Here is a 22,452-nt window from a genome sequence, read left to right on the forward strand (position 1 = left end):
TTTTAGAACGCGACTTCGGACGCGGACATGACACGGACGTCCTTGCGCGTCGCCACGTCCGCGTTGACGAAGTCGACGACCCCTTGCCAGTCGCGCCCGTCGAACCCGTGGGTCATGTGGGCATCCGAGACCAGTGTGACCGGAAAGCCGTATTTCGGCGCGGCAAGGACCGTGGCGGTGACGCAGAAGTCCGACTGCATTCCGCAGACCACGACCTCGTCCACCCCGCGCCCTCCAAGCTCGCCGGCCAGCGTCGTCCCCTCGAAAGCGCTGTTCTCGGTCTTCCAGATCTGCGCCTCACCGGGTTTGACTCTGAAGGCGGCGTGCATGGAAGGGTCCGGCGACACGCCGCGATCCGTGACCCAGACCACCGGCACACCCGCCGCCCTCGCCCGGTCCACCAACCCGTAGACCGCCGACATGATCCGCTCCGGTTCGGGGGTTTCGTCCTCGATCAGGCTCACCTGCATGTCGATCACCAGCAACGCCTTGGTCATGGCCGCCCTCCGCTCGTTGTCGGGAAGCCTATCACCCTGTTATCCCGCGCCAATCGGTTTCCCGCCCAAGGTTCGGCGAATTGCCGCCAAGCCGGGGCCTCCGCGCGCTGCGGGCTCTTACCCAGCCTGCAAAAAGTCCTATTGTGCCGCGAAATTCTGCATTCCAAGGATGAAGACCATGACCCTGACCTTGAAACCCCTGTTCGTCCTGCCGCTCGCGGGCCTTCTCTTGCTCTCCGCCTGCGAGACTGTGGGCCAGCGCGAAGGCGTGGGCCTCGCCGCCGGGGCCGCCGTGGGCGGTGCGCTTGGCGCGGCGATCCCCGGCAACCGGGTGGCCACCGCTGCGGCCGGGGCCGTCGGTGGTGCCATCGTCGGCGGGTTGATCGGCAACCAGCTCGACAAACAGGCGGGCGAGTTGCGCAACGACTTCGGCGATTCGCGCATCCAGGTCATCAACACGGGCAACTACCTCAAGGTCATCATGCCCGAGTCGATCCTCTTCGCGACCGACAGCGCGACGGTGAGCCCGGGCCTTTACGGCCAGCTCGAGGTGCTTGCCCAGCACCTGCGCAAATACCCCGAAAGTACCGTGCAGGTCGTCGGCCATACCGATTCCACCGGTTCGGACGCCTATAACCTGCAACTGTCGCAGCAGCGGGCCAATTCTGTTCTCTCGGTGCTCTCTGCGAACGGCGTTGGATCGGCCCGTCTTCAGGCTGTGGGGCAGGGGGAAAACCAGCCCATCGCCTCGAACGCCACGCTCGAAGGCCGGGCCCAGAACCGCCGGGTCGAGATCAACATCTACCCGCGCTGAGGCCGGTCCTGACTGAACCCCGAACCGGGCGCGCGCTGCGTGCCCGGTTTTTCTTTGCGCGCATGCCAGTGTCTCGCTACTCATTTCGCCCGAGACAGGAGAACCGATGCCCCGCTTTGCCGCCAATCTCACGCTCCTTTTCCGCGAGCTTCCCTTCCTCGACCGGTTTCAGGCCGCCTCTGATTTCGGCTTCAAGGGGGTCGAAGTGCTGTTTCCCTATGACGATCCGGTGGGCGACATGACCCGGCGGCTGTCCATGGCAGGCCTCAAGATGGTGCTCATCAACTGCCCGCCGCCCAACTGGGCCGGGGGCGAGCGCGGCTTTGCCGCAGTGCCGGGGCTCACCGAGCGGTTCCGCCATGATTTCAAACGTGCGCTGCGCTATGCCGAGGCGCTGGGCGCGACCCATCTTCACATCATGGCCGGCAAGGCGCAGGGCCTCGTCGCGCGGCAGACCTATGTCGAGAACCTGCGCTGGGCCGCGAAAGAAGCGCCGAAACAAAGCCTCACCATCGAACCGCTGAACGCGGTGGACATGCCCGGCTACTTCCTCAACGACTTCGATCAGGCTGCCGACATCCTGGACGAGGTGGGCGCGAAGAACCTGGGTCTCCAGTTCGACATGTATCACGCCCAGATGATTACCGGGGACGGCATGGCGGTCTGGGACAAGCACGGCAAGCGCGCCGTGCACATTCAGGTGGGCGGCGTTCCGGGCCGGCATGAACCCACGAAGGGCGACATCGACTATCCCGCCTACTTCGCCCGTCTCGACGCGGAGAGTTACAAGGGCTGGGTGTCGGGCGAGTACCACCCCGATGGCGACACCCGCCATGGGCTCGGCTGGATCGACATGGTCGAAAGCTCCTGACAGAATGCTGTCAGTTGGGGGGTGGTATGAAGGTCTCATCAACCAACCAAGGAGATGAGACATGACCAGCCAACCCATTGTCGTCTGGGCGGAAATCCCCGCAAAAGACCTCGACGCCTCGATCCGCTTCTATGATTCCGTTTTCGGCTACAAGACCGAAATTGACAGCAGCGCCCCTTTCGCCGTGCTGAACGGCATGGGCGACGGCGTCGGCGCGAACCTGTTCCAGAGCGACGACGCCGGCAAGCGCGGCAACATCATTCATTTCGCCGTCACCGGCACCGCAGAACAGGCGGGCGACCGGGTCCGTGCCGAGGGCGGTGACGTGATCGGCGAGGTGGTGGAAATCCCGGCGGGCCGCTTCCTCATGGCGCTCGATATCGACGGGAACCAGATCGGGCTCTTCCAGCCCGCCGCAGCCTGATGCGACGCGCCGACCGCCTCTTCCAGATCGTTCAGTATCTGCGCGGCGGTCGGCTCACCCGGGCCCGTGACCTTGCCGAAAAACTGGAGGTCAGCGAACGGACGATCTACCGCGACGTGGCCGACCTCATCGGCTCCGGCGTGCCCATCGAAGGCGAGGCGGGCGTGGGCTACGTGATGCGCGCGGGTTACGACCTGCCGCCGCTCATGTTCACCCGCGAAGAAATCGTGGCGCTCGTGGCGGGGGCGCGGATGGCGCGAACATGGGGCGGGCTCGACATGGCGCGGGCGGCGGATGAGGCCCTGTCCAAGATCGAGGCGGTGCTGCCTGACGCCCTGCGCAGCCGGATCGACAACGTCCGCATTCACTCGGTCGACTTCACCGGGACGGACCCGGTGGACCGCGCCAGGCTCGACCTGCTCGAAGGCGCCGCCGACCGGCGAACCCGGGTGCATTTCGACTATGTCGACGAAAAGGGACAGGCGAGCGTGCGGCTTGTCCGGCCCTTGGGCCTGTTTTTCTGGGGCCGGACCTGGACCCTGACGGCCTGGTGCGAGAGGCGGGACGCGTTCCGGAACTTCCGCGTCGACCGGATGGATGCGGTTCGCTTGGGCGAGACGTTTCGCGACGAGCGCGACAAGACGCTCGCCGCCTATTACGAGCACTACGGGCGGCAGATGCCGCGCTAGCTTCCGATCCGGGCGGGCGTCGAGCAGGTATCGCCGGTAGTTTCGGTGTCCAGCGTCACATGCCCGATGCCGAACTGTTTTCCGAGCATGTCGCGGACCCGCGACTTCACGGCGGCGACGCCAGCAAGGTCCCCGGCCTCCGTCACCAGATGCGCCTCGACCGAGGTGACGTTTTCCGTGATCTGCCAGACATGGAAATGGTGGACGCCGGTGACGCCGCGCTCCGCCTCCATCGCCGCGATCACGGCCTCCGGGTCGATTCCGGGCGGGGTGCCGAGCATCAGCATCCGGATCACGCCGCGCATTTCCCCGAACGCCATCCAAAGGATGTATCCGGCAATCAGGAAGGTCGCCACCGGGTCGGCCCAGAGCCAGCCGAAGTTGAGGATGAGCACCCCCGTGACGATCACCGCGATCGACCCAAGCGCATCGGCCACATTGTGCAGGAAAGCCGCGCGAATGTTCACGCTTTCCTTCGACAGCCGATAGGTGAGGAGCGCCGTGACCAGATCAACGACAAGCGCGAAGACCGACACGATGATCATGAGCCAGCCGGCGATCTCGGTCGGATTCAGGAGGCGGTCGACCGCTTCGTAAATGAGGTAGAGACCGATCACGACGAGAGTGGTCAGGTTGATCAGCGCGGCGACCAGTTCGGCGCGCTTGTAGCCGAAGGTCATTGCCGCATCGGTCGGCCATCGCCCGATCCGCCGCGCGAACCACGCGATGGCGAGGCTCGCCGCATCTGACAGGTTGTGAACCGCATCTGCGATGAGCGCGACCGAGCCGGAGAGGATGCCGCCCACGATCTCAGCCACGGTGAGCAGCACGTTGACCCCCACCGCTGCGGCCACCGCGCGGTCGCCGGCATCAGGGTCCATGTGATGATGCCCATGGCCGTGTTTTGCATGGTGGTCGTGGGCATGAGCGTGGGTATGATCGGGCATGGTCTTCTCCTTTTGCCCACCCTATGTAATTCCTCTAGTGACTAGAGGTTCAAGAGGTATTTTTCCATGTTCTCCATTGGCGATCTGTCGCGGCGCACCGGGGTCAAGGTGCCGACGATCCGCTATTACGAACAAATCGGCCTGATCGCGGCCGACGAGCGGACCGAAGGCAACCAGCGCCGCTATTCCCCCGCCGGGCTCGACCGGCTGGCGTTCATCCGCCATGCCCGCGACCTTGGCCTGCCGCTCGACGACATTCGCGCGCTGCTGTCGCTCGACCCTGACGACCACGCCGCCACCCATGCCATTGCCCATACCCACCTTGCGGCCATTCGTGCGCGGATGAACCGGCTCCGGCGGCTGGAGGCAGAACTTCAGCGCATCGTCGCCACCTGCGACGGGCAGGACAGCCATGATTGTTCCGTGCTGCATGCTTTCGGCGATCATGACCTTTGCGCCCATGATCACGGACAGGAGCGCTAGAGCGGCTCGACCTCGAGCCAGACGCCGCCGTCTGGTCGCAGCGACAGGATCATGACCGGGTCCGGCTCCTTGCCCGGAACGGCCCGGAACCGGTAACGGGCGAGGAGGGTGGCGAGCACGATCACCGCTTCCTGCATGGCGAAACCCATGCCAAGGCAGACGCGCGGGCCCGCTCCGAAGGGCAGATAGGCATAGCGGTCCACGTCGCCTGCGAAACGGTCGGGATCGAAGGCATCGGGCCGGTCCCAGACGCAGGTGTTGCGATGGAGCGCGTAGAACGGGAGCAGCACAAGATCGCCGGCCCTGATCTCGCGGTCCCGAAGCATGTCGGGCGCGGTCGCTGTGCGCGAGACCATGGCGGCAGGTGGATAGAGCCGCATCGCTTCTTCGATGATCTGGCGGACATAGCCCAGTTTCGGCACGTCCTCGGCCTCGGCCGCCCGGGTCCCGAGCACGGCGCGGGCTTCCTCCCTTGCCCGGTCCTGCACGCTTTCGTCGAAGGCACAGAGATAGAGCGACCACGACAGCGCCAGTGCCGTGGTCTCGTGCCCCGCGACGAGAAAGCTCAGGAGGTTGTCGCGCAGTTCCTCGTTCGTCATTTCACGCCCCGTTTCAGGGTCCGAGGCCTCGATGAGCAGGTCGAGCAATGGCTTTGGTTCTTCTCGAACAGCAGCCCGCCGCGCCTCGATCGCACGGTCGGCGGCGCGTTTCAGGTCCGCGACCAACGCGGCGCCCAGAATCCGGGTGGGCCGGGGCACGACGTTGGGCACCTGAAGGATGTCGAGCACCGAGGCGCGTCCCGCCGTGGCGAGGTAACGGTCTATGGCGCGATGCGCGATGTCGCGGGGAATCGCGGTGTCCGCCGACATCGACACGGCCGCGATCACCTCGAAGGCGGTGCGCAGCATCTCCTGATAGAGGTCTACCGGGCCCCGCCGCCCCACCAGCCGACCGGCCGCCGCTTCGGCCGCTTCGGTCATGACCGGGGTCAGTGCTGTCAGGTTGCGGGGCGCGAAGACCGGCATGGCCGCCCGCCGCTGCCAGCGCCAGTGCGCCCCTTCGGCAAGGAAGAGCCCGTTCCCTAGCGCGGGCCGGAGCATCGCCTGGCTTTCCTCGGACTTCGGGTAGTCGGCGGCCTTGTCCTTCAGCACGCGCTTCAGGCTCTCGGGGTCCATGACCATGTGAAAGCGCCGCACGACCTTGCCCGAGACGATGGGCTGGGTGAAGGCGATCCGGGGCAGCACGAAGAGCGCGTTGCGCTGCATCGCCATCACGCCCTTGACGAATCCCCTGGGCTTGGACGCGATAGGCACCGCGACCGGCAGGCGCTCCCGCGCCGTGACATTGTGGGGCTTCTGCGACACCATAGGCAAAAGACTGCCGTTGATTTTGCGCGCCCACAAGGCCGTGCATTGCCCCCATGCCCCCCAAAGGGTAAGGCCAAGGGGACCTGAGAGGAGACACCATGCCCCGTTTCACCCGTTTCGCCGCCCTCGCCGCCGCCGGCCTCGCCCTGACCGCCTGTGCGACGACCGACGATCTCGGGGACGTGCCCGAGCCGATGGGCCGTTTTCTGCTGGGCCATGCGGTGACCGTCGTGGAAGAGCCACAGATCGGCCCCTTCTCGCGCGAAGCGACCGACGAGGCCTGGGAAGAGGCGATCAACTTCGCCATGACCGAACGCTTCGGGCGCTATGACGGCGACAAGTATTTCCACATCGCGACCAAGGTCGACGGCTATGCGCTGGCCATGGTCGGCATCCCGCTGGTCTTCACGCCGAAGTCCGTCCTCGTGGCCTCGGTCACGGTCTGGGACGACGAGAAGGGCACCAAGATCAACGAGGACCCCGAGATCTTCACCGTGTCCGAAGAGCTGTCGATCGAGCAGCTTATCGGGACCGGCCTGACCAAGACCGCGGACGAACAGATGCTGTCGCTCGCCCGGGCCTTGGCCAAGCGGGTGCATCAGTGGATGCTCGAGAACCCCGACTGGTTCGGCGACGCGTCTCTCATGGACCCGGCGACGACCTCGGCCGGTCGGCCTGCACCGACCGCCGGAACGATCCCGCCGCAGTTCGCGCGGGTGAAGGACGGCGAGCTTGAAGGCGGCACCGAGGTCGGCGGCACCTCTACCGGGGTCAAGGCCGATACGCCTCCGGGGGCGACGGTGGAGACCACGACGACCGAAGGCATGGTGGTCGAAAGCTCGTCCTGAGGCCTTGCGGGGGGGCTCCGCCCCCGCACCCCCGACACCTGACGATGGCGCACCCGGATGCGGGCGGGGCGGTTCCGGTGGCTCGGGCGGTATTCGAGTACTTGGGGAAAGATGAAAGACCGGGTTCGGTTCCTGCGCCTCTCGGCGACCCGGCCCGCGCGGCGCTTCGCGCAACCGAAACCCTTCCAGCGCTTGCTTTTCCGCGCGTCCCCGGCTAACGAGCGCGCGGTAGACTTTAACGGGTTCTGTTGAACCGCTCTTAAGATGAGGCAACTGGCCAATGGCAAAGGCAAAGTTTGAACGCTCCAAACCGCACGTGAACGTGGGCACGATCGGCCACGTTGACCACGGCAAGACCACTCTGACCGCGGCGATCACCAAGTATTTCGGTGACTTCAAGGCCTACGACCAGATCGACGGCGCGCCGGAAGAGAAAGCCCGCGGGATCACGATCTCGACGGCGCACGTGGAATACGAGACGGACGCGCGTCACTATGCGCACGTCGACTGCCCCGGCCACGCCGACTACGTGAAGAACATGATCACCGGTGCGGCGCAGATGGACGGCGGCATCCTCGTGGTGAACGCCGCCGACGGCCCGATGCCGCAGACCCGCGAGCACATCCTGCTCGCCCGTCAGGTCGGCGTGCCCGCGCTCGTCGTCTTCATGAACAAGGTCGACCAGGTGGACGATCCGGAACTTCTCGAACTCGTCGAGATGGAAATCCGCGAGCTTCTGTCGGCCTACGACTTCCCCGGCGACGACATTCCGATCATCGCGGGCTCGGCTCTGGCCGCGATGGAAGGCCGTGATCCCGAGATCGGCGAGAACAAGATCCGCGAACTGATGGCCGCCGTCGACGAGTTCATCCCGACGCCCGCGCGCGCTGTCGACCAGCCCTTCCTGATGCCGATCGAAGACGTGTTCTCGATCTCGGGCCGCGGCACGGTTGTGACCGGCCGTGTGGAGCGTGGCGTGATCAACGTGGGCGACGAGCTTGAAATCGTCGGCATCAAGGACACGCAGAAGACGACCTGCACGGGCGTCGAGATGTTCCGCAAGCTCCTCGACCGTGGGGAAGCCGGCGACAACATCGGCGCGCTGCTGCGCGGCATCGACCGCGACAAGGTCGAGCGTGGCCAGGTGCTCTGCAAGCCCGGCTCCGTGAAGCCGCACACCAAGTTCGAGTCGGAAGTCTACATCCTGACGAAAGAAGAAGGTGGCCGTCACACGCCGTTCTTCGCGAACTACCGCCCGCAGTTCTACTTCCGCACGACGGACGTGACCGGCACGGTCGAGCTTCCCTCGGGCACCGAGATGGTGATGCCGGGCGACAACCTGAAGTTCACCGTCGAGCTGATCGCCCCGATCGCCATGGAAGAGGGCCTGCGCTTCGCCATCCGCGAAGGCGGCCGCACCGTCGGCTCGGGCGTCGTCTCGAAAATTCTCGCTTAATCCTAGCGATACGGGTTTGAAAAGGGCTGCCTTCGGGCGGCCCTTTTCTTTTGTGCGGCACTCTTCCCTTTCCCTCCGCACCCCTCCATCCTCCGCGCATGACACCAGCCGCCGATAGCCATATCCTCTACGCCCATGTCCTCGACGGCCCGAACCGGGGGCACGTTCCGGACGAGGCGGAGTTGCGCGGGGTGTTGGAGGCGGAGACGCTGGGCTGGGTGCATCTGGACGGCAACCACGCCGATACCGAACGCTGGATCGCTGAGCATCTGACTTACCTTGATCCGCAGGCCGTCGAAGCGCTGGTCGACAAAGCGACGCGGCCGCGGGTCATGAAGATGGGCAAGGGGATGATGATCTTCCTCAGGGCGATCAACATGAACGAGGGTGCCGATCCCGAGGACATGGTCAGCCTGCGCATGTGGATCGACCCGCATCGAATCGTCACCGTGGCGCTCCGCCGCGTGCGTGCGATCGAACGGATGGATGCGGCGCTTTCGGGCGGCACCGGGCCCGAGACCTCGGGCCAGTTCCTCGCCCGGATCATCGAGGACCTGACCGAGAAGATCGGGAACTTCCAGGCCGATCTCGATACCCATGCCGAGGATCTGGAAACCCATATTATCGGCGAAAAAGGCGAGCACCTGCGCGCCGAGGTCGTGGACCTCAGGCTTCAGGTCATCGCCGCGCGCCGTTTTCTCGGGCCGCAGCGTGATGTGCTCAAGTTGATTTCGGATGTGGACTCGCCTGTGATCGACGACGAGGCGCGGCGCGAGATCGAGGAAGAAGCGCAGAAGATGACGCGGATCGTCGAAGACCTCGACGAGCTGCGCGATCAGGCCATGGTTCTGCGCGAAGAGCTGTCGGGCCAGTTGTCCGACCGGTTGAACCGAAACATGTTCGTGATGAGCGTGGTGTCGGTGATCTTCCTGCCGCTGGGTTTTCTGACCGGGCTTTTCGGGGTCAACGTGGGCGGCATGCCGGGGGTGGATGATCCCTGGGCCTTCGCGGTGCTCTGCCTCTGGCTGGGGGCGCTCGTCGCGGTGCTGGTGTTCTTTCTGTGGCGCCTGCGCTGGATCACGCTCCCGCATCGGCTGCGCAGCCGCGGCAGGACGAGACAGTAGAAAGGAACTGACACTCATGGTGCTTTGGATCATCGCCGCCGTCGCGCTGCACGCCGCCTATGTCCTGACGCCGGCGGCGCTTTTCCTGCCCCGCGAGGGCGCGCTCAAGCATCTGGGCGGGCGCGACGACCTGCCGGAACCGGGCGTCTTGACCGGGCGTGCGCGCCGCGCGCTCGCCAATTGGCAGGAAAGCCTCCCCGTCTTCGTCCTGCTTGCCCTGGCGGCTCTGGTGTTGGGTGCCGATGACCGGGCAACGCTGGGGGCGATGATCTTCGTTCTGGCGCGGGTCGCCTACCTGCCACTTTACCTGACCGGACTTCCCGGGCCGCGATCCTTGGCATGGCTCGTGGCGGTCGGCGGGCTGGTCGTCATGGCGCTTTCGGTGGCGTCCTTCGTTTGAGGCGAGCGCCTATTTCGGCAGCATCTTCCACGACAGCCGGACACCGGGCGCGCGTTCGATGGCCTCGGCCATCTCCAGCATGCGCAGCTCCTCTCCGAAGGCTGCGAACAGCGGATGCGCCTCGGCGATCCCGGCCAGAAGTGCCGCGTCCGACAGCCCGTCCACATGGGCGGCCGCAATCGCCTCGGGTCCGAGCGGGGAGGTGACCCTTGTGACGAGCGTGTGGTCGGTGACATGGGCGAGGGGGACCACATGCGGGGCGAGGCGATGCACCTGCACCGGGACCCAGGGCTGGCGCCAGTGGAAGGCGTCGATGAAAACGACGATCGCATCGGGGAGCAGGTCGGGATAGAACGTCCCGGCAATCGCATCCAGCGCCTCGGTCGATTTCGCGGCATCCACGATGAGAAGCTCGATCGGCCCACCTTCCCAGTCCTCGCGCCCGATTTCGCCCTTGTGAAGCGCGAGGGTCTGCGCCCAAGGGGCGAGGAGCGCCCTTGTCGCCTCTTCCATATGCGGTCCGTCGAAGGCGGGCGCCCCGGCGGGATAGAGCATGTCGCGTTTGTGATGCTCGGTCGCGGTGAACCGGTCGAAGGCATGAAGCGCCGGTTGCCGCCCAGCTTGCGCCAGCCCCTCGGCGACCCGCGCCGTGCACCCCCCCGCAAAGGCCCCGAGGTCCACGACGGCACCGTGACCGGTCAGCCACTCCGCCCCGAGCCAGTGCAGGAGCAACTCGGTTTCGTGGCTGACCATCGTGGGCACGCGGGACGCGGGTCCGAGCTTGCCCGGTCCAGCCCGGAACCACGGGCTTTCGTCGAAGATGGAGAAATCGCGCGGCGCCATGGACCGGCGTTACCATGCTCGCGACCAGCGGGGAAGCGCCGGTCGCCGGTGCGGCCCATAAGCCCGACCGAAAACCGGAAAGGATCTGCGCTTTCCCGCTTGATTGCCCGTCGCGCTTGGACTAAACCCCAGCCCGGTCACAGGGGTATAGCTCAGCTGGTAGAGCGACGGTCTCCAAAACCGTAGGTCGCGGGTTCGAACCCTGCTGCCCCTGCCAAGACCACTTTCCAGACGAACGGTTCCTTAAGCGCGGCCAAGCACGTTGCGCGTGTCTGTCCCTCGCCGAACGCATGAAGGTCGACCCCTTTAACCGGTTGCGCGACGAGGGGAAGCGCCTCGGCTGTCCTGTCGTCTCACACGACGGCGATGCGGGACAGGGTTGAAAACCCGGACCGCATCGCGTATCTCGCGCACTGATCGAGACGAAGGTTGCGCATATGGCCACGAAAACCACCAATCCCCTCCAGTTCATCCAGCAGGTCCGCTCGGAGGTCTCCAAGGTCGTGTGGCCGACCCGCCGCGAAGTGCTTCTGACCACCGGCATGGTCGTCGCCATGGCCGGTTTGCTGGCGATCTTTTTCTCCTTGGTCGACTGGGCGATCCGCTCGGGTCTCGCCGGGGTCCTGACCTTCTTCGGCTAAGACCGCCGCCGGTCATCCCACCCGTCTGCAAGGGTTGAAAATCCCCCCGGGGCGCTGTAAACGACAGCCGATCCCCAGAAGGCGCGCAATGATTCGAGTTGCGCGCCCGATTTTTATCCGGGACCTGGAAACAGACGGCGGCGGCTTCGACCGCCAGAAAGCAAGGACAAAAACGATGGCGAAACGGTGGTACTCGGTGAGCGTTCTCTCGAACTTCGAGAAGAAGATCGCCGAACAGATCAGGACCGCCGTGGAAGAAGCGGGCCTCGAGGACCAGATCGACGAAGTCCTCGTCCCGACCGAAGAGGTCATCGAGATCCGCAAGGGCAAGAAGGTTTCGACCGAGCGCCGCTTCATGCCGGGCTACGTGCTCGTCCACATGGAAATGTCCGACGAAGGCTACCACCTCGTGAACGGCATCAACCGCGTGACCGGCTTCCTCGGGCCGCAGGGCCGCCCGATGCCGATGCGCGATGCCGAAGTCGAAGCGATCCTCGGCCGCGTCGAAGAAGGCGTGGAAGCGCCGCGCACGCTCATCAGCTTCGAGATCGGCGAAAAGGTCGCGGTCACCGACGGTCCCTTCGAGGGCTTCGACGGGATGGTCGAAGGCGTGGACGAAGGCAACCAGCGCCTCAAGGTGTCCGTCTCGATCTTCGGCCGCGCGACGCCTGTGGAACTCGAATACACGCAGGTGTCGAAACAGGGCTGATCGCCCGACACGCAGGAACGTTGAAAACGCCGGGTCTCCCGGCGTTTTTTTGTGCCTTAACGCTCCATCGCACCCTTGCCGGCCAGGATATGCGGCCGGAATTTCTCGATCCGCGCGTAACGCGTTTCGGGTTTCTTCGCCTGGTTCAGGTTGAAGGCATAGCTCTTCTGCCGCCCCGGCGTCAGGGCAAAGAAGGCCTCGGCCAGTTCCGGGTCCTCGTCCAGCGCCTGGGTCAACTCGTCGGGCATCTCGACCTCGGTTTCGACCTTCGGCGGCTTGGTTCCGCGCTCGGCGTGGTCCATGAGCGTCGCGAGATAGTCCTTGATGATCGGCTCCAGACGGGCTGGGCCCTCGTTGTCGGTGAAATAGAGCACATTCGACACCCTGCTGTTGGGGCCGGCGGGCTTCAGGATGCCTTCGGGATCATCGAGCAGGCTGCCGTTCATGAAGGTGAAGCGGAAATCGCCGCGAAACGCACCCATGATCGCGATGTTGCGACCCGCGTGCATGTAACAGGGGTGCCCCCATTTCACATGCTCCGAAAGTCCCATCCCGAGGCAGATCTCGCGCAGCCGCGCTTGCCCCTCGTCCCAGAGCCGCGCCGAGCAGTCGGGCGTATCGAAACGGTCGCAGCGCCCGCATCCCTTGGTGAAATAGTCGTCGGCTTCCGTGATCATATCAGCCATGTCGTCGTGTCTTTCTCAGCGGGTCTTCATCAGGCAGAAGCCGTTTCCGAAGGGGTCCGAACAGAAGGCTGTTGGCGGACGCTCCTCCATGTCGAAGCGTTGCTCGAGCGTGCCGCCAAGGTCCACCAGCCGGACGAGCGTTTCCTCGAAGTCGTCCACCTGGATGTCCAGATGCACGGGGGTCCAGTGGCGGCCATAGCGGCGGCGATCGTCGCTGCCGGGCGCCGGGGCGGTGCCTTCGGGTTTTTCCATGAGGCCGAGCATCTGTTCGCCGTCACCCTTGAGCACGGCATAGACCGGCACCGGGCGCGCGACTTCGCGCAGAGACAGAACCTTGGTGTAGAAGGCGATCCCGGCGACCAGGTCGGGCACGTCGATCGTGACGGAATACTTCATGTCATCTCCATCGGGTTGCCGGGGTCCCGCCGGCCGGGTCGGCCCGGCGGCCTCGCGCGGATGGTCTCAGGAATCGCTTGCCTTGTCACGCCGATGCGTCTATCCCCCGCCCCACGTCAGGGCAGCCTCCGGGTTTGCCCTGATGTCCATTGTGGGAGGCGAGCGCGTCGCGACGTGCGGACCGCACCACGGCAACGAAGCCTTCGGGACGCGTCTCGGGGGTGTTGAAGAAGGAGATGGCCAATGGCCAAGAAACTTATCGGGACGCTGAAGCTTCAGATCCCCGCCGGCAAAGCGAACCCCTCGCCGCCCGTCGGCCCCGCGCTGGGTCAGCGCGGCATCAACATCATGGAATTCTGCAAGGCCTTCAACGCGAAGACCCAGGAAATGGAAGAGGGTGCGCCCTGTCCGACCGTGATTTCCTACTACCAGGACAAGTCCTTCACGATGGACATCAAGACGCCGCCCGCGTCTTACTACCTGAAAAAAGCCGCTGGCCTGAAGCCGGTCGGTAAGCGGAACCGTCCGAAGGGCTCGCCGGCTCCGGGCCGTGAAACCGCCGGCACCGTGACCGTTGCCCAGGTGCGTGAAATCGCCGAAGCGAAAATGCGCGACCTGAACGCCAACGACGTCGACGGCGCGATGCAGATCATCCTGGGCTCCGCCCGCTCCATGGGCATTGAGGTGAAGTAAGATGGCAAAGCTCGGAAAACGCACCAAAGCGGCCCGCGAAGCCTTCGCCGGTAAAGAAAACATCACCGTCGAAGAAGCTGTCGCGCTGATCAAGTCGAACGCCAACGCGAAATTCGACGAGTCGGTCGAAATCGCGATGAACCTCGGCGTCGACCCGCGCCACGCCGACCAGATGGTCCGCGGCACGGTCAACCTGCCCAACGGCACCGGCAAGACGGTGCGCGTCGCGGTCTTCGCCCGTGGCGAAAAGGCGGAGGAGGCGAAAGCCGCCGGCGCCGACATCGTTGGCGCGGAAGACCTCATGGAAACCGTGCAGGGCGGCAAGATCGACTTTGATCGCTGCATTGCCACCCCGGACATGATGCCGATCGTCGGCCGTCTGGGCAAAGTGCTCGGCCCCCGCAACCTGATGCCGAACCCGAAAATCGGCACCGTCACGCTCGACGTGAAAGAGGCCGTTGAAGCCGCCAAAGGCGGTCAGGTCCAGTTCAAGGTCGAAAAAGCGGGCGTCATCCACGCCGGTATCGGCAAGGCCTCCTTCGACGAAGGCAAGCTCGTGGAAAACGTGCGCGCCTTCGTGGATGCCGTGTCGAAAGCCAAGCCCTCGGGCGCGAAAGGGACCTACATGAAAAAGGTCTCGCTCTCGTCGACGATGGGCCCGGGCGTCTCGGTGAACGTGGAAAGCGCCACCGGGAACTAAGGTTTCCGTGGCATCGGAATTGGAAAGGGCGCTTCTCGGGGCGCCCTTTTTCTTGGGAAGGTTCTGTGTCCCACGTCAGATCGTCAATTGATGTACGGAATGCCATCTTCGTACCACCCTGACACGGGATCTGAAAAAGGGTTGTTTCGCGTACTCGTCGTGCCCGACTCCGTATCGGAAACATAGCAGGTATCTAGGTTCGGACAGTCGAACGTGCCCGTGTTGGGAATGTTGGTGAAAAAATCTTCGGTGGGTCCCGCCCCGGCCGTTCCTGATCCGCCGACCTCCATGTCGCTAATCGCGGATGATGTCTTGGAGGCGAGCGCGGTCGTGCCCCCCGAGACCGACGTGAGGACCGCGATGCCAAGTCCGACGATGGCCGCGGTCAGCACGACCCAATCGACGGTGACGGCGCCGTCGGTGTCGGTGGAGAAGCGGGCAAGGCGGGTGCGAAGCGTGGCCTTCGGCCGGTTCATCAAAATGCGGGTCATGAGCTATACATTCTGGAAGAGGGCCTAATACGTGGCTCGCTCAACGGGATAGGATGCCCTCAGGGAAAATCGGTGGCCGAACTTCGGCGCATAGGGGGTATTTCGGCGTCCGCCCCCGCGCGCAGTTTCCACGCGCATCGTACCGGGTCTAGCCGAAGACGAGGTCGCGATGACAGGCGATGCCGGCAAGCGCTCCTTTCCCCACAGCGATGGACACCGAAGCCATGAAGGTCGCCGCGTCGCCGCAGGCGAAGACGCCTGGAACGGATGTGGCCTGCATTTCGTCGACGGTGATGATCTGGCCCATCGGGTTTTCTGCCATCTCGCACCCCAACTGCGCGGGGATGGGGGAGGACGGGGCAAAGGTCGTCGCGGTGAAAATGCCGTTGTAGCTCTGCGTCGAGCCGTCGCTCAGGGAGACGGTGGCGCGTCCGGTGATCGCGGTCACGGGCGTGTCGCGGATCGTGACCTCGCGCCGCTCCAGATCGGCGCGCATCGCCTCGTCCAGAGGAACGAGACCCTGGGTCAGGAAGTCGACCTGTCCCCATTCCGCCAGCAACTGGGCCTGATGCTCGGACCCGGGCCCGGTGCCGATGACCGCGATCGGTCCTTGGGCGCACTCGTAACCGTGGCAATAAGGGCAGGCGGCGACGGTGTCGCCCCAGCGCTCGGCAAGGCCGGGGATGTCGGGAAGGATGTCACGCACCCCGGTCGCGAGGATGAGCTTGGCCGATGTCACGCGGGTCTCGTCATGAAGGGTGATTTCGAAACCGGTCTCGGTTTGACGGGCATCTATGGCGGTGTCGTCTTTCCAGGTGAGCGTCGGATAGGCATGAAGGTCCGCACGGGCCGCGGTGGCGAGTGCGGCTGGATCCACACCGTCCTGCGTGATGAAGCCGTGCGAATGCGGCACGGTCCTGTTTCGGCGTTCGCCCGCGTCGATGACGCACACGCGGCGGTGCGCACGGAGGAGCTGGAGGGCGGCGGCGCAGCCGGAGTAGCTGCCGCCAATGACGATCACATCGTGATGGGTCTGGTCCATGGAGATAGGTCCTTTCGGCAAGATTAGAGGTGCGGGGCGTGACAGGCACGCTCCGGTGATCTTGGTCATGATGCGGTTGAACGTGGCCCGGGGCCGGTGCTCGCGTGTCTAGCTTGGGCCGTCCCGGTGGGCTGCGAAGGCAAGGCCGTCGTCGTTTTCGAAGTCCGACAGCAGGTTCGCCAGCGTGATATCTTCGAGCCGCGCGAGGAGCAGCGTCTCGGCCTCTGCCATCGCGCTGGTAAGGCGCCGGTTCACCGCCGCCTCGACAAGGCAGTCAGGCGCTTCCGACTTCACCCCGATCGCAAAAACCGCAGGCTCGCCCAGCACCTCGTGAAGGCGGCGCAACGTCACGACGGTCGGGTCACTGGACAGCACCCAGCCTCCCCCCGGACCCTTCGCCGAAGAGACAAGGCCCGCCTCTCGCAAGAGACCCATCGTGCGGCGCACGACGACGGGGTTCGTGTCCATCCAGCCTGCGAGCTGGTCGGACGTGATGGTTCTGTCGGCTTGCGCCATGTGGAGCAGGGCGTGGAGCACCCAGGAAAGTCGGCTGTCGCGTTTCATGTAACTTCGTATATTACGTAATTCATGAAGTTACAATACCCGTCCGGGAATTTGTCAGGTCTCGATGGGTCAGCTAAGGCTTGCTCAAATGGCCAACCTCAGGCATATTCGCTCTTGGAACTCCCCAACATTGGCGTTAGGAAGCCCCTTGCGTGGACAGCGTGCGATTCGTCGTGCGCTTTTTGCGTTTCGTCCGAGACGGTGGGTGGCTCCCTCAACAAGAGCGATAAATCCTGCCTGAGACGGGAAAAGACCAGATTTCTTCGGGCCGCTTCGGCGCCTCGGGTGATCTTGGACGGACCCGTAAGGACCCGATCATCGGGTGCTTCGTACCCGGTGCAATATGAGCCGGAGGGTTACACCTCCTACCTTGGAGTAAAACTGTGGATAGAGCCCAGAAAGAGAAAGTGGTCGATGAACTCGGCCAAATCTTCGAAAGCTCTGGCGTCGTAGTGGTTGCCCGCTACGAAGGTCTCACGGTTGCTGAAATGCAGGACCTGCGCGGCGCGATGCGCGAAGCGGGCGGGTCGGTGCGTGTTGCCAAGAACAGGCTCGCCAAGATCGCTCTTGAAGGCAAACCGGCGGCTTCCATCGTCGATTACCTGAAGGGCATGACCGTTCTCGCCTTTTCCGAAGACCCTGTGGCTGCGGCCAAGGTCATGGATAAGTACGCCAAAGATAACGAGAAACTCGTTATCCTCGGTGGTGCCATGGGTGAAAACGCTCTGGATCCGGCCGGTGTGGCCGCGGTCGCCAAGATGCCGTCGCGTGAGGAGCTTATCGCTTCGATCGTGTCCTGCATCGGCGCGCCCGCTGCGAACATTGCCGGGGCCATTGGCGCTCCTGCCTCGAACATCGCGTCCATCCTCACGACCATCGAGGAAAAGGCTGCGTAAGCAATCAAGAGACCTTCGTCGCGTTGCAATATCGACGTTGGAACACATCTTAAACGAACGGAAACAGTACAATGGCTGATCTGAAGAAACTTGCTGAAGAGATCGTGGGTCTGACCCTTCTCGAAGCCCAGGAACTGAAAACCATCCTGAAAGACGAATACGGCATCGAGCCCGCTGCTGGCGGCGCTGTGATGATGGCAGGCCCGGCTGGCGACGCTGGCGCGGCTGCTGCTGAAGAGAAAACCGAATTCGACGTGGTTCTCAAGAACGCTGGCGGCAACAAAATCGCCGTCATCAAAGAAGTTCGCGGCATCACCGGTCTTGGCCTCAAAGAAGCCAAAGACCTCGTCGAAGCCGGCGGCAAGATCAAAGAAGGTGTCGACAAGGCCGAAGCCGAAGACATCAAAGGCAAGCTGGAAGCAGCTGGCGCCGAAGTCGAGCTGGCCTGATCGGCCCGCTCCGTCGGGGTCGCACCCGACGCGCATTCAAGGCTGGGTCCGGAGAAATCCGGGTCCAGCCGAACCTGTCTTGGCAAGGGCCTGATCGAAGACCCTTCCCAAGGCGCGGTTCAAGGATCGGGAAGAGACCTGTGGGAAGGCCTCTGGTATGGATCCGAACCCCCGTTTCGAACGGCGCGCAGGCCGATGCCCCGACGGCGATGCGTGTCAGTGAGAAAAGAAAGGTGCTCACCTTATGGCTCAGACCTACCTTGGCCAGAAACGACTCCGCAAATATTACGGCAAGATCCGCGAAGTTCTGGAAATGCCGAACCTCATCGAAGTTCAGAAGGCGTCCTATGACCTCTTCCTGAATTCCGGCGATGCCCCCGAGCCGACCGAAGGCGAAGGCATCATGGGCGTCTTCCAGTCCGTCTTCCCGATCAAGGACTTCAATGAGACCGCCGTTCTGGAATTCGTGAGCTACGAACTCGAAGCGCCGAAATACGACGTGGAAGAGTGCCAGGCGCGCGACATGACCTATTCGGCCCCGCTGAAGGTCAAGCTGCGTCTCATCGTGTTCGATATCAACGAAGACACTGGCGCGAAGTCCGTTAAGGGCATCAAGGAACAGGACGTGTTCATGGGCGACATGCCCCTGATGACGCCCAACGGCACCTTCGTCGTGAACGGCACCGAGCGCGTGATCGTGTCCCAGATGCACCGTTCGCCGGGCGTGTTCTTCGACCATGACAAGGGCAAGACGCATGCTTCGGGCAAGCTGCTCTTCGCCTGCCGCATCATTCCCTATCGCGGCTCGTGGCTCGACTTCGAATTCGATGCCAAGGACATCGTGTTCGCGCGGATCGACCGTCGCCGCAAACTGCCGGTGACGACCCTGCTCTATGCCCTCGGGCTGGATCAGGAGGCGATCATGGACGCCTATTACAACACGGTGAATTACACGCTCGAGAAGAACAAGGGCTGGGTGACCAAGTTCTTCCCCGAACGTATTCGCGGCACCCGTCCGACGATGGACATCGTGGACGCCGACAGCGGCGAAGTGATCTTCGAGGCCACCAAGAAGGTGACGCCGCGCGCGGTGAAGAAGATCATCGACGAAGGCAAGGTGCAGAAGATCCTCGTGCCCTTCGACTCGATCGTTGGCCGCTATGTCGCCAAGGACATCATCAACGAAGAGAACGGCGCGATCTATGTCGAAGCCGGTGATGAACTGACGCTGGAATACGACAAGGACGGCACGCTCATCGGGGGCTCCGTGAAGGAGCTGATCGACGCGGGCGTGACCGAGGTGCCGGTGCTCGACATCGACAACATCACCGTCGGTCCCTACATCCGCAACACCATGGCGGCGGACAAGAACATGAACCGCGACGGCGCGCTCATGGATATCTACCGCGTGATGCGTCCGGGTGAACCGCCGACCGTCGATGCCGCCTCGGCGCTCTTCGACCAGCTCTTCTTCGACAGCGAGCGTTACGACCTTTCGGCCGTGGGTCGCGTGAAGATGAACATGCGCCTCAACCTCGACGCCGAGGATACCCAGCGTACCCTGCGCCGCGAAGACATCGTGGCCTGCATCAAGGCGCTCGTGGAACTGCGCGACGGCAAGGGCGAAGTGGACGATATCGACCACCTCGGCAACCGTCGTGTCCGCTCTGTCGGCGAATTGATGGAGAACCAGTATCGCGTGGGTCTGCTCCGCATGGAGCGCGCGATCAAGGAACGCATGTCGTCGGTCGAAATCGACACGGTGATGCCGCAGGACCTGATCAATGCGAAACCGGCAGCCGCGGCCGTGCGTGAATTCTTCGGCTCCTCGCAGCTGTCGCAGTTCATGGACCAGACCAACCCGCTCTCCGAAGTGTCGCACAAGCGTCGCCTCTCGGCGCTCGGGCCGGGCGGTCTGACCCGCGAACGTGCGGGCTTCGAAGTGCGCGACGTGCACCCGACCCACTATGGCCGGATGTGCCCGATCGAAACACCGGAAGGCCCGAACATCGGTCTGATCAACAACCTCGCGACCTTCGCGCGGGTCAACAAGTATGGCTTCATCGAGACCCCCTATCGCCGCGTCGAAGGCGGCAAGGTCACCGATGACGTGAAATACATGTCGGCCACCGAGGAAATGCGCCACACCGTGGCCCAGGCGAACGCCAACCTCGACGCGAGCGGCATGTTCGTGAACGACATGGTCAACACGCGGCAATCGGGTGAATACACCCTCGCGCCCCGTGACGCCGTGGACCTCATCGACGTGTCGCCCAAGCAGCTGGTCTCCGTGGCCGCTTCGCTGATCCCGTTCCTCGAGAACGACGACGCGAACCGCGCGCTCATGGGCTCGAACATGCAGAAACAGGCCGTGCCGCTTCTGCGGGCGGAGGCGCCGCTCGTCGGCACCGGCATCGAGGGCAAGGTCGCCGTCGACTCCGGCGCCGCCATCCAGGCGCGCCGGGCCGGCGTGATCGACCAGGTGGACGCCACCCGGATCGTGATCCGCGCTACCGCCGACCTCACCGTCGGCGACCCAGGCGTGGACATCTACCGGATGCGCAAGTTCCAGCGCTCGAACCAGAACACCTGCATCAACCAGCGTCCGCTGGTGAAAGTGGGCGACGTGGTCGAGAAGGGCGAAGTCATCGCGGACGGTCCGTCGACGGACATGGGGGAGCTGGCGCTCGGCAAGAACGTCGTCGTCGCCTTCATGCCCTGGAACGGCTACAACTACGAGGACTCCATCCTGATCTCCGAGCGTATCGCGCAGGACGACGTCTTCACCTCGATCCACATCGAGGAATTCGAAGTCGCCGCCCGTGACACGAAGCTCGGGCCGGAAGAGATCACGCGCGACATTCCGAACGTCGGCGAGGAAGCGTTGCGCAACCTCGACGAAGCCGGGATCGTCTATATCGGCGCCCATGTGGAGCCGGGCGACATCCTTGTCGGCAAGATCACTCCGAAGGGCGAAAGCCCGATGACGCCGGAAGAAAAGCTCCTGCGCGCCATCTTCGGGGAAAAGGCATCGGACGTGCGCGACACGTCGCTCCGCGTGAAACCGGGCGACTACGGCACCGTCGTGGAAGTCCGCGTCTTCAATCGCCACGGTGTGGAGAAGGACGAGCGCGCGCTGCAGATCGAGCGTGAGGAAGTCGAACGTCTGGCCCGTGACCGGGACGACGAGATGGCGATCCTCGACCGCAACATCTATGCCCGTCTGCGCACCATGATCGAAGGCAAGACCGCGGTGAAGGGGCCCAAGGGCGTCAAGCCGGGCGCAGCCATCGACGACGCGCTGCTCGACAGCCTGTCGCGTGGCCAGTGGTGGCAGCTTGCCCTCGAGAACGAGCAGGAAGCCCGCGAAGTCGAGGCGCTTCACGACCAGTATGAAGCCCAGAAACGGGCGCTCGAGCACCGCTTCGAGGACAAGGTCGAAAAAGTGCGCCGCGGCGACGATCTGCCCCCCGGCGTGATGAAGATGGTCAAGGTCTTCATCGCCGTGAAGCGCAAGCTTCAGCCGGGCGACAAGATGGCCGGCCGTCACGGCAACAAGGGCGTCGTGTCGCGCGTCGTTCCGATGGAGGACATGCCCTTCCTCGGTGACGGCACGCCGGTCGACTTCTGCCTCAACCCGCTGGGCGTGCCCTCGCGCATGAACGTCGGTCAGATTCTCGAAACCCACATGGGTTGGGCCGCACGCGGCCTGGGTCTCAGGATCGACGATGCGCTTGCCGAATACCGTCGGTCGGGCGACCTCACCCCCGTGCGCGATGCGATGAAGCACGCCTACGGCGAGGACGTCTATGACGAAGGCATCGGCGGCATGGACGAGATCGCGCTGATCGAGGCCGCGCAGAACGTCACCCGTGGCGTTCCGATCGCGACCCCGGTCTTCGACGGCGCGAAGGAGCCGGAAGTGAACGACGCGCTGAAACGTGCGGGCTTTGACGAAAGCGGCCAGTCGGTGCTTTACGATGGCCGGACCGGCGAGCAGTTCGCCCGCAAGGTCACGGTCGGTGTGAAGTATCTGCTGAAACTTCACCACCTTGTGGACGACAAGATCCACGCGCGGTCGACCGGGCCCTACTCGCTCGTCACGCAGCAGCCCCTGGGTGGTAAAGCCCAGTTCGGCGGCCAGCGTTTCGGCGAGATGGAAGTCTGGGCGCTCGAAGCCTACGGCGCGGCCTATACGCTGCAGGAGATGCTCACCGTCAAGTCGGACGACGTGGCAGGCCGGACCAAGGTCTACGAGTCGATCGTCAAGGGCGAGGACAACTTCGAGGCGGGCGTGCCCGAGTCGTTCAACGTGCTCGTGAAAGAAGTCCGGGGTCTCGGCCTCAACATGGAACTCCTGGATTCGGAGGGGGACGAGGAGTGAGGCGCGCGCCTCACACCCTCACCCCACTGATCCAGATT

Annotated in this window: 25 protein-coding genes and 1 tRNA gene; 17 read left to right on the top strand and 9 right to left on the bottom strand. The window is 64.1% G+C overall.

From position 1 onward, the window contains the following. Positions 1–2: 2 nt before the first annotated feature. Positions 3–497: an isochorismatase family protein gene (locus KJP29_RS03655; protein WP_218462198.1), complete on the bottom strand. Its 495-nt coding sequence runs from the start codon at positions 495–497 to the stop codon at positions 3–5. Positions 498–675: 178 nt separating this feature from the next. Here KJP29_RS03655 and KJP29_RS03660 point away from each other — a divergent pair, with 178 nt between their 5' ends. The 4 genes from KJP29_RS03660 (at position 676) to KJP29_RS03675 (ending at position 3,295) form a co-directional block, all read left to right on the top strand. Beyond that, positions 676–1,311 carry an OmpA family protein gene (locus KJP29_RS03660; RefSeq protein ID WP_218462199.1) on the top strand — a complete coding sequence of 212 codons (636 nt, stop codon included), beginning with the start codon at positions 676–678 and terminating at the stop codon, positions 1,309–1,311. A gap of 106 nt (positions 1,312–1,417) precedes the next feature. Further along, positions 1,418–2,182 carry a hydroxypyruvate isomerase family protein gene (locus KJP29_RS03665; RefSeq protein WP_218462200.1) on the top strand — a complete coding sequence of 255 codons (765 nt, stop codon included), beginning with the start codon at positions 1,418–1,420 and terminating at the stop codon, positions 2,180–2,182. A gap of 61 nt (positions 2,183–2,243) precedes the next feature. Beyond that, on the top strand, positions 2,244–2,606 hold the full coding sequence (locus KJP29_RS03670) for a VOC family protein (RefSeq protein WP_218462201.1): 363 nt from the start codon (positions 2,244–2,246) through the stop codon (positions 2,604–2,606). Then, positions 2,606–3,295, top strand: a complete 690-nt coding sequence (locus KJP29_RS03675) for a YafY family protein (RefSeq protein ID WP_218462202.1) — start codon at positions 2,606–2,608, stop codon at positions 3,293–3,295. The genes KJP29_RS03670 and KJP29_RS03675 overlap by 1 nt, the downstream gene beginning before the upstream one ends. On the opposite strand, the gene KJP29_RS03680 is transcribed toward KJP29_RS03675, so the two are convergent. Then, entirely contained in the window at positions 3,292–4,242 is a 951-nt protein-coding gene (locus KJP29_RS03680; RefSeq protein ID WP_218462203.1) for a cation diffusion facilitator family transporter, read from the bottom strand. The two genes, KJP29_RS03675 and KJP29_RS03680, sit on opposite strands and share 4 nt — an antisense overlap. 66 nt (positions 4,243–4,308) lie before the next feature. Here KJP29_RS03680 and KJP29_RS03685 point away from each other — a divergent pair, with 66 nt between their 5' ends. Then, positions 4,309–4,725 carry a helix-turn-helix domain-containing protein gene (locus tag KJP29_RS03685; RefSeq protein WP_218462204.1) on the top strand — a complete coding sequence of 139 codons (417 nt, stop codon included), beginning with the start codon at positions 4,309–4,311 and terminating at the stop codon, positions 4,723–4,725. Here the strand turns inward: KJP29_RS03685 and KJP29_RS03690 are convergent. Continuing rightward, positions 4,722–6,092 (bottom strand): cytochrome P450, encoded by a 1,371-nt coding sequence (locus KJP29_RS03690; protein ID WP_218462205.1) that lies wholly within the window; start codon positions 6,090–6,092, stop codon positions 4,722–4,724. The two genes, KJP29_RS03685 and KJP29_RS03690, sit on opposite strands and share 4 nt — an antisense overlap. 98 nt (positions 6,093–6,190) lie before the next feature. Between KJP29_RS03690 and KJP29_RS03695 the strand changes: the two genes are divergently transcribed. The 4 genes from KJP29_RS03695 to KJP29_RS03710 all read left to right on the top strand — a co-directional run bounded on the left by KJP29_RS03695 (position 6,191) and on the right by KJP29_RS03710 (position 9,920). Next, the gene (locus KJP29_RS03695) at positions 6,191–6,940 is read left to right on the top strand and encodes a hypothetical protein (protein ID WP_218462206.1); all 750 of its coding nucleotides are present in this window, start codon (positions 6,191–6,193) and stop codon (positions 6,938–6,940) included. Positions 6,941–7,220: 280 nt separating this feature from the next. After that, positions 7,221–8,396, top strand: coding sequence for an elongation factor Tu (gene tuf / locus KJP29_RS03700; protein WP_218462207.1), 1,176 nt, complete (start codon positions 7,221–7,223; stop codon positions 8,394–8,396). Between the two features lie 98 nt (positions 8,397–8,494). After that, positions 8,495–9,520, top strand: a complete 1,026-nt coding sequence (locus KJP29_RS03705) for a zinc transporter ZntB (protein WP_218462208.1) — start codon at positions 8,495–8,497, stop codon at positions 9,518–9,520. Between the two features lie 16 nt (positions 9,521–9,536). After that, a complete protein-coding gene (locus KJP29_RS03710) occupies positions 9,537–9,920 on the top strand; it encodes an MAPEG family protein (RefSeq protein WP_218462209.1) in 384 nt (127 codons plus the stop codon). A 9-nt stretch (positions 9,921–9,929) separates the two neighbouring features. Here the strand turns inward: KJP29_RS03710 and KJP29_RS03715 are convergent, their stop codons facing one another. Next, positions 9,930–10,763 (bottom strand): hypothetical protein, encoded by an 834-nt coding sequence (locus KJP29_RS03715; RefSeq protein WP_218462210.1) that lies wholly within the window; start codon positions 10,761–10,763, stop codon positions 9,930–9,932. Positions 10,764–10,904: 141 nt separating this feature from the next. On the opposite strand from KJP29_RS03715, the gene KJP29_RS03720 reads away from it, so the two are divergent. The 3 genes from KJP29_RS03720 (at position 10,905) to nusG (ending at position 12,113) form a co-directional block, all read left to right on the top strand. Continuing rightward, a tRNA-Trp gene (locus KJP29_RS03720) sits at positions 10,905–10,980 on the top strand. A gap of 220 nt (positions 10,981–11,200) precedes the next feature. Then, positions 11,201–11,404 carry a preprotein translocase subunit SecE gene (secE, locus tag KJP29_RS03725; protein ID WP_218462211.1) on the top strand — a complete coding sequence of 68 codons (204 nt, stop codon included), beginning with the start codon at positions 11,201–11,203 and terminating at the stop codon, positions 11,402–11,404. 175 nt (positions 11,405–11,579) lie between these two features. Beyond that, positions 11,580–12,113, top strand: coding sequence for a transcription termination/antitermination protein NusG (nusG, locus tag KJP29_RS03730; RefSeq protein WP_218462212.1), 534 nt, complete (start codon positions 11,580–11,582; stop codon positions 12,111–12,113). 56 nt (positions 12,114–12,169) lie between these two features. Here nusG and KJP29_RS03735 read toward each other — a convergent pair whose 3' ends face one another. Next, positions 12,170–12,799, bottom strand: coding sequence for a YdeI family protein (locus KJP29_RS03735; protein WP_218462213.1), 630 nt, complete (start codon positions 12,797–12,799; stop codon positions 12,170–12,172). A 15-nt stretch (positions 12,800–12,814) separates the two neighbouring features. After that, on the bottom strand, positions 12,815–13,195 hold the full coding sequence (locus KJP29_RS03740) for a VOC family protein (RefSeq protein ID WP_218462214.1): 381 nt from the start codon (positions 13,193–13,195) through the stop codon (positions 12,815–12,817). Between the two features lie 243 nt (positions 13,196–13,438). Between KJP29_RS03740 and rplK the strand changes: the two genes are divergently transcribed. Both rplK and rplA read left to right on the top strand, forming a co-directional pair. After that, on the top strand, positions 13,439–13,888 hold the full coding sequence (rplK, locus tag KJP29_RS03745; RefSeq protein ID WP_218462215.1) for a 50S ribosomal protein L11: 450 nt from the start codon (positions 13,439–13,441) through the stop codon (positions 13,886–13,888). Between the two features lies 1 nt (position 13,889). Beyond that, positions 13,890–14,588 carry a 50S ribosomal protein L1 gene (rplA, locus tag KJP29_RS03750; RefSeq protein WP_218462216.1) on the top strand — a complete coding sequence of 233 codons (699 nt, stop codon included), beginning with the start codon at positions 13,890–13,892 and terminating at the stop codon, positions 14,586–14,588. A gap of 83 nt (positions 14,589–14,671) precedes the next feature. Here rplA and KJP29_RS19285 read toward each other — a convergent pair whose 3' ends face one another. The 3 genes from KJP29_RS19285 to KJP29_RS03765 all read right to left on the bottom strand — a co-directional run bounded on the left by KJP29_RS19285 (position 14,672) and on the right by KJP29_RS03765 (position 16,685). Beyond that, the gene (locus tag KJP29_RS19285) at positions 14,672–15,079 is read right to left on the bottom strand and encodes a Flp family type IVb pilin (RefSeq protein ID WP_255553416.1); all 408 of its coding nucleotides are present in this window, start codon (positions 15,077–15,079) and stop codon (positions 14,672–14,674) included. Between the two features lie 148 nt (positions 15,080–15,227). After that, positions 15,228–16,121 carry an NAD(P)/FAD-dependent oxidoreductase gene (locus KJP29_RS03760; RefSeq protein ID WP_218462217.1) on the bottom strand — a complete coding sequence of 298 codons (894 nt, stop codon included), beginning with the start codon at positions 16,119–16,121 and terminating at the stop codon, positions 15,228–15,230. Between the two features lie 108 nt (positions 16,122–16,229). Next, positions 16,230–16,685: an Rrf2 family transcriptional regulator gene (locus KJP29_RS03765; RefSeq protein WP_218462218.1), complete on the bottom strand. Its 456-nt coding sequence runs from the start codon at positions 16,683–16,685 to the stop codon at positions 16,230–16,232. 383 nt (positions 16,686–17,068) lie between these two features. On the opposite strand from KJP29_RS03765, the gene rplJ reads away from it, so the two are divergent. From rplJ to rpoB, 3 genes are all read left to right on the top strand, one after another. Next, a complete protein-coding gene (gene rplJ / locus KJP29_RS03770; RefSeq protein ID WP_218462219.1) occupies positions 17,069–17,581 on the top strand; it encodes a 50S ribosomal protein L10 in 513 nt (170 codons plus the stop codon). Positions 17,582–17,652: 71 nt separating this feature from the next. Continuing rightward, complete coding sequence (rplL, locus tag KJP29_RS03775) at positions 17,653–18,030, top strand: 50S ribosomal protein L7/L12 (RefSeq protein ID WP_218462220.1); 378 nt, start codon at positions 17,653–17,655, stop codon at positions 18,028–18,030. A gap of 244 nt (positions 18,031–18,274) precedes the next feature. After that, the gene (gene rpoB / locus KJP29_RS03780) at positions 18,275–22,414 is read left to right on the top strand and encodes a DNA-directed RNA polymerase subunit beta (RefSeq protein WP_218462221.1); all 4,140 of its coding nucleotides are present in this window, start codon (positions 18,275–18,277) and stop codon (positions 22,412–22,414) included. The last annotated feature ends 38 nt before the right edge of the window (positions 22,415–22,452 follow it).

It is taken from the genome of Maritimibacter sp. DP1N21-5 (assembly GCF_019218295.1).
Classification (GTDB): domain Bacteria; phylum Pseudomonadota; class Alphaproteobacteria; order Rhodobacterales; family Rhodobacteraceae; genus Maritimibacter.

Coding starts and splice junctions, on each gene's coding strand:
- rplL (WP_218462220.1), top strand. CDS start 17,653: ATGGCTGATCTGAAGAAACTTGCTGAAGAGATCGTGGGTCTGACCCTT.
- KJP29_RS03655 (WP_218462198.1), bottom strand. CDS start 497: ATGACCAAGGCGTTGCTGGTGATCGACATGCAGGTGAGCCTGATCGAG.
- KJP29_RS03685 (WP_218462204.1), top strand. CDS start 4,309: ATGTTCTCCATTGGCGATCTGTCGCGGCGCACCGGGGTCAAGGTGCCG.
- tuf (WP_218462207.1), top strand. CDS start 7,221: ATGGCAAAGGCAAAGTTTGAACGCTCCAAACCGCACGTGAACGTGGGC.
- KJP29_RS03705 (WP_218462208.1), top strand. CDS start 8,495: ATGACACCAGCCGCCGATAGCCATATCCTCTACGCCCATGTCCTCGAC.
- KJP29_RS03670 (WP_218462201.1), top strand. CDS start 2,244: ATGACCAGCCAACCCATTGTCGTCTGGGCGGAAATCCCCGCAAAAGAC.
- KJP29_RS03765 (WP_218462218.1), bottom strand. CDS start 16,685: ATGAAACGCGACAGCCGACTTTCCTGGGTGCTCCACGCCCTGCTCCAC.
- KJP29_RS03690 (WP_218462205.1), bottom strand. CDS start 6,092: ATGGTGTCGCAGAAGCCCCACAATGTCACGGCGCGGGAGCGCCTGCCG.
- KJP29_RS19285 (WP_255553416.1), bottom strand. CDS start 15,079: ATGACCCGCATTTTGATGAACCGGCCGAAGGCCACGCTTCGCACCCGC.
- KJP29_RS03760 (WP_218462217.1), bottom strand. CDS start 16,121: ATGGACCAGACCCATCACGATGTGATCGTCATTGGCGGCAGCTACTCC.
- KJP29_RS03680 (WP_218462203.1), bottom strand. CDS start 4,242: ATGCCCGATCATACCCACGCTCATGCCCACGACCACCATGCAAAACAC.
- KJP29_RS03715 (WP_218462210.1), bottom strand. CDS start 10,763: ATGGCGCCGCGCGATTTCTCCATCTTCGACGAAAGCCCGTGGTTCCGG.
- rpoB (WP_218462221.1), top strand. CDS start 18,275: ATGGCTCAGACCTACCTTGGCCAGAAACGACTCCGCAAATATTACGGC.
- rplK (WP_218462215.1), top strand. CDS start 13,439: ATGGCCAAGAAACTTATCGGGACGCTGAAGCTTCAGATCCCCGCCGGC.
- KJP29_RS03665 (WP_218462200.1), top strand. CDS start 1,418: ATGCCCCGCTTTGCCGCCAATCTCACGCTCCTTTTCCGCGAGCTTCCC.
- KJP29_RS03675 (WP_218462202.1), top strand. CDS start 2,606: ATGCGACGCGCCGACCGCCTCTTCCAGATCGTTCAGTATCTGCGCGGC.
- rplA (WP_218462216.1), top strand. CDS start 13,890: ATGGCAAAGCTCGGAAAACGCACCAAAGCGGCCCGCGAAGCCTTCGCC.
- KJP29_RS03710 (WP_218462209.1), top strand. CDS start 9,537: ATGGTGCTTTGGATCATCGCCGCCGTCGCGCTGCACGCCGCCTATGTC.
- nusG (WP_218462212.1), top strand. CDS start 11,580: ATGGCGAAACGGTGGTACTCGGTGAGCGTTCTCTCGAACTTCGAGAAG.
- KJP29_RS03740 (WP_218462214.1), bottom strand. CDS start 13,195: ATGAAGTATTCCGTCACGATCGACGTGCCCGACCTGGTCGCCGGGATC.
- KJP29_RS03695 (WP_218462206.1), top strand. CDS start 6,191: ATGCCCCGTTTCACCCGTTTCGCCGCCCTCGCCGCCGCCGGCCTCGCC.
- KJP29_RS03735 (WP_218462213.1), bottom strand. CDS start 12,799: ATGGCTGATATGATCACGGAAGCCGACGACTATTTCACCAAGGGATGC.
- KJP29_RS03660 (WP_218462199.1), top strand. CDS start 676: ATGACCCTGACCTTGAAACCCCTGTTCGTCCTGCCGCTCGCGGGCCTT.
- secE (WP_218462211.1), top strand. CDS start 11,201: ATGGCCACGAAAACCACCAATCCCCTCCAGTTCATCCAGCAGGTCCGC.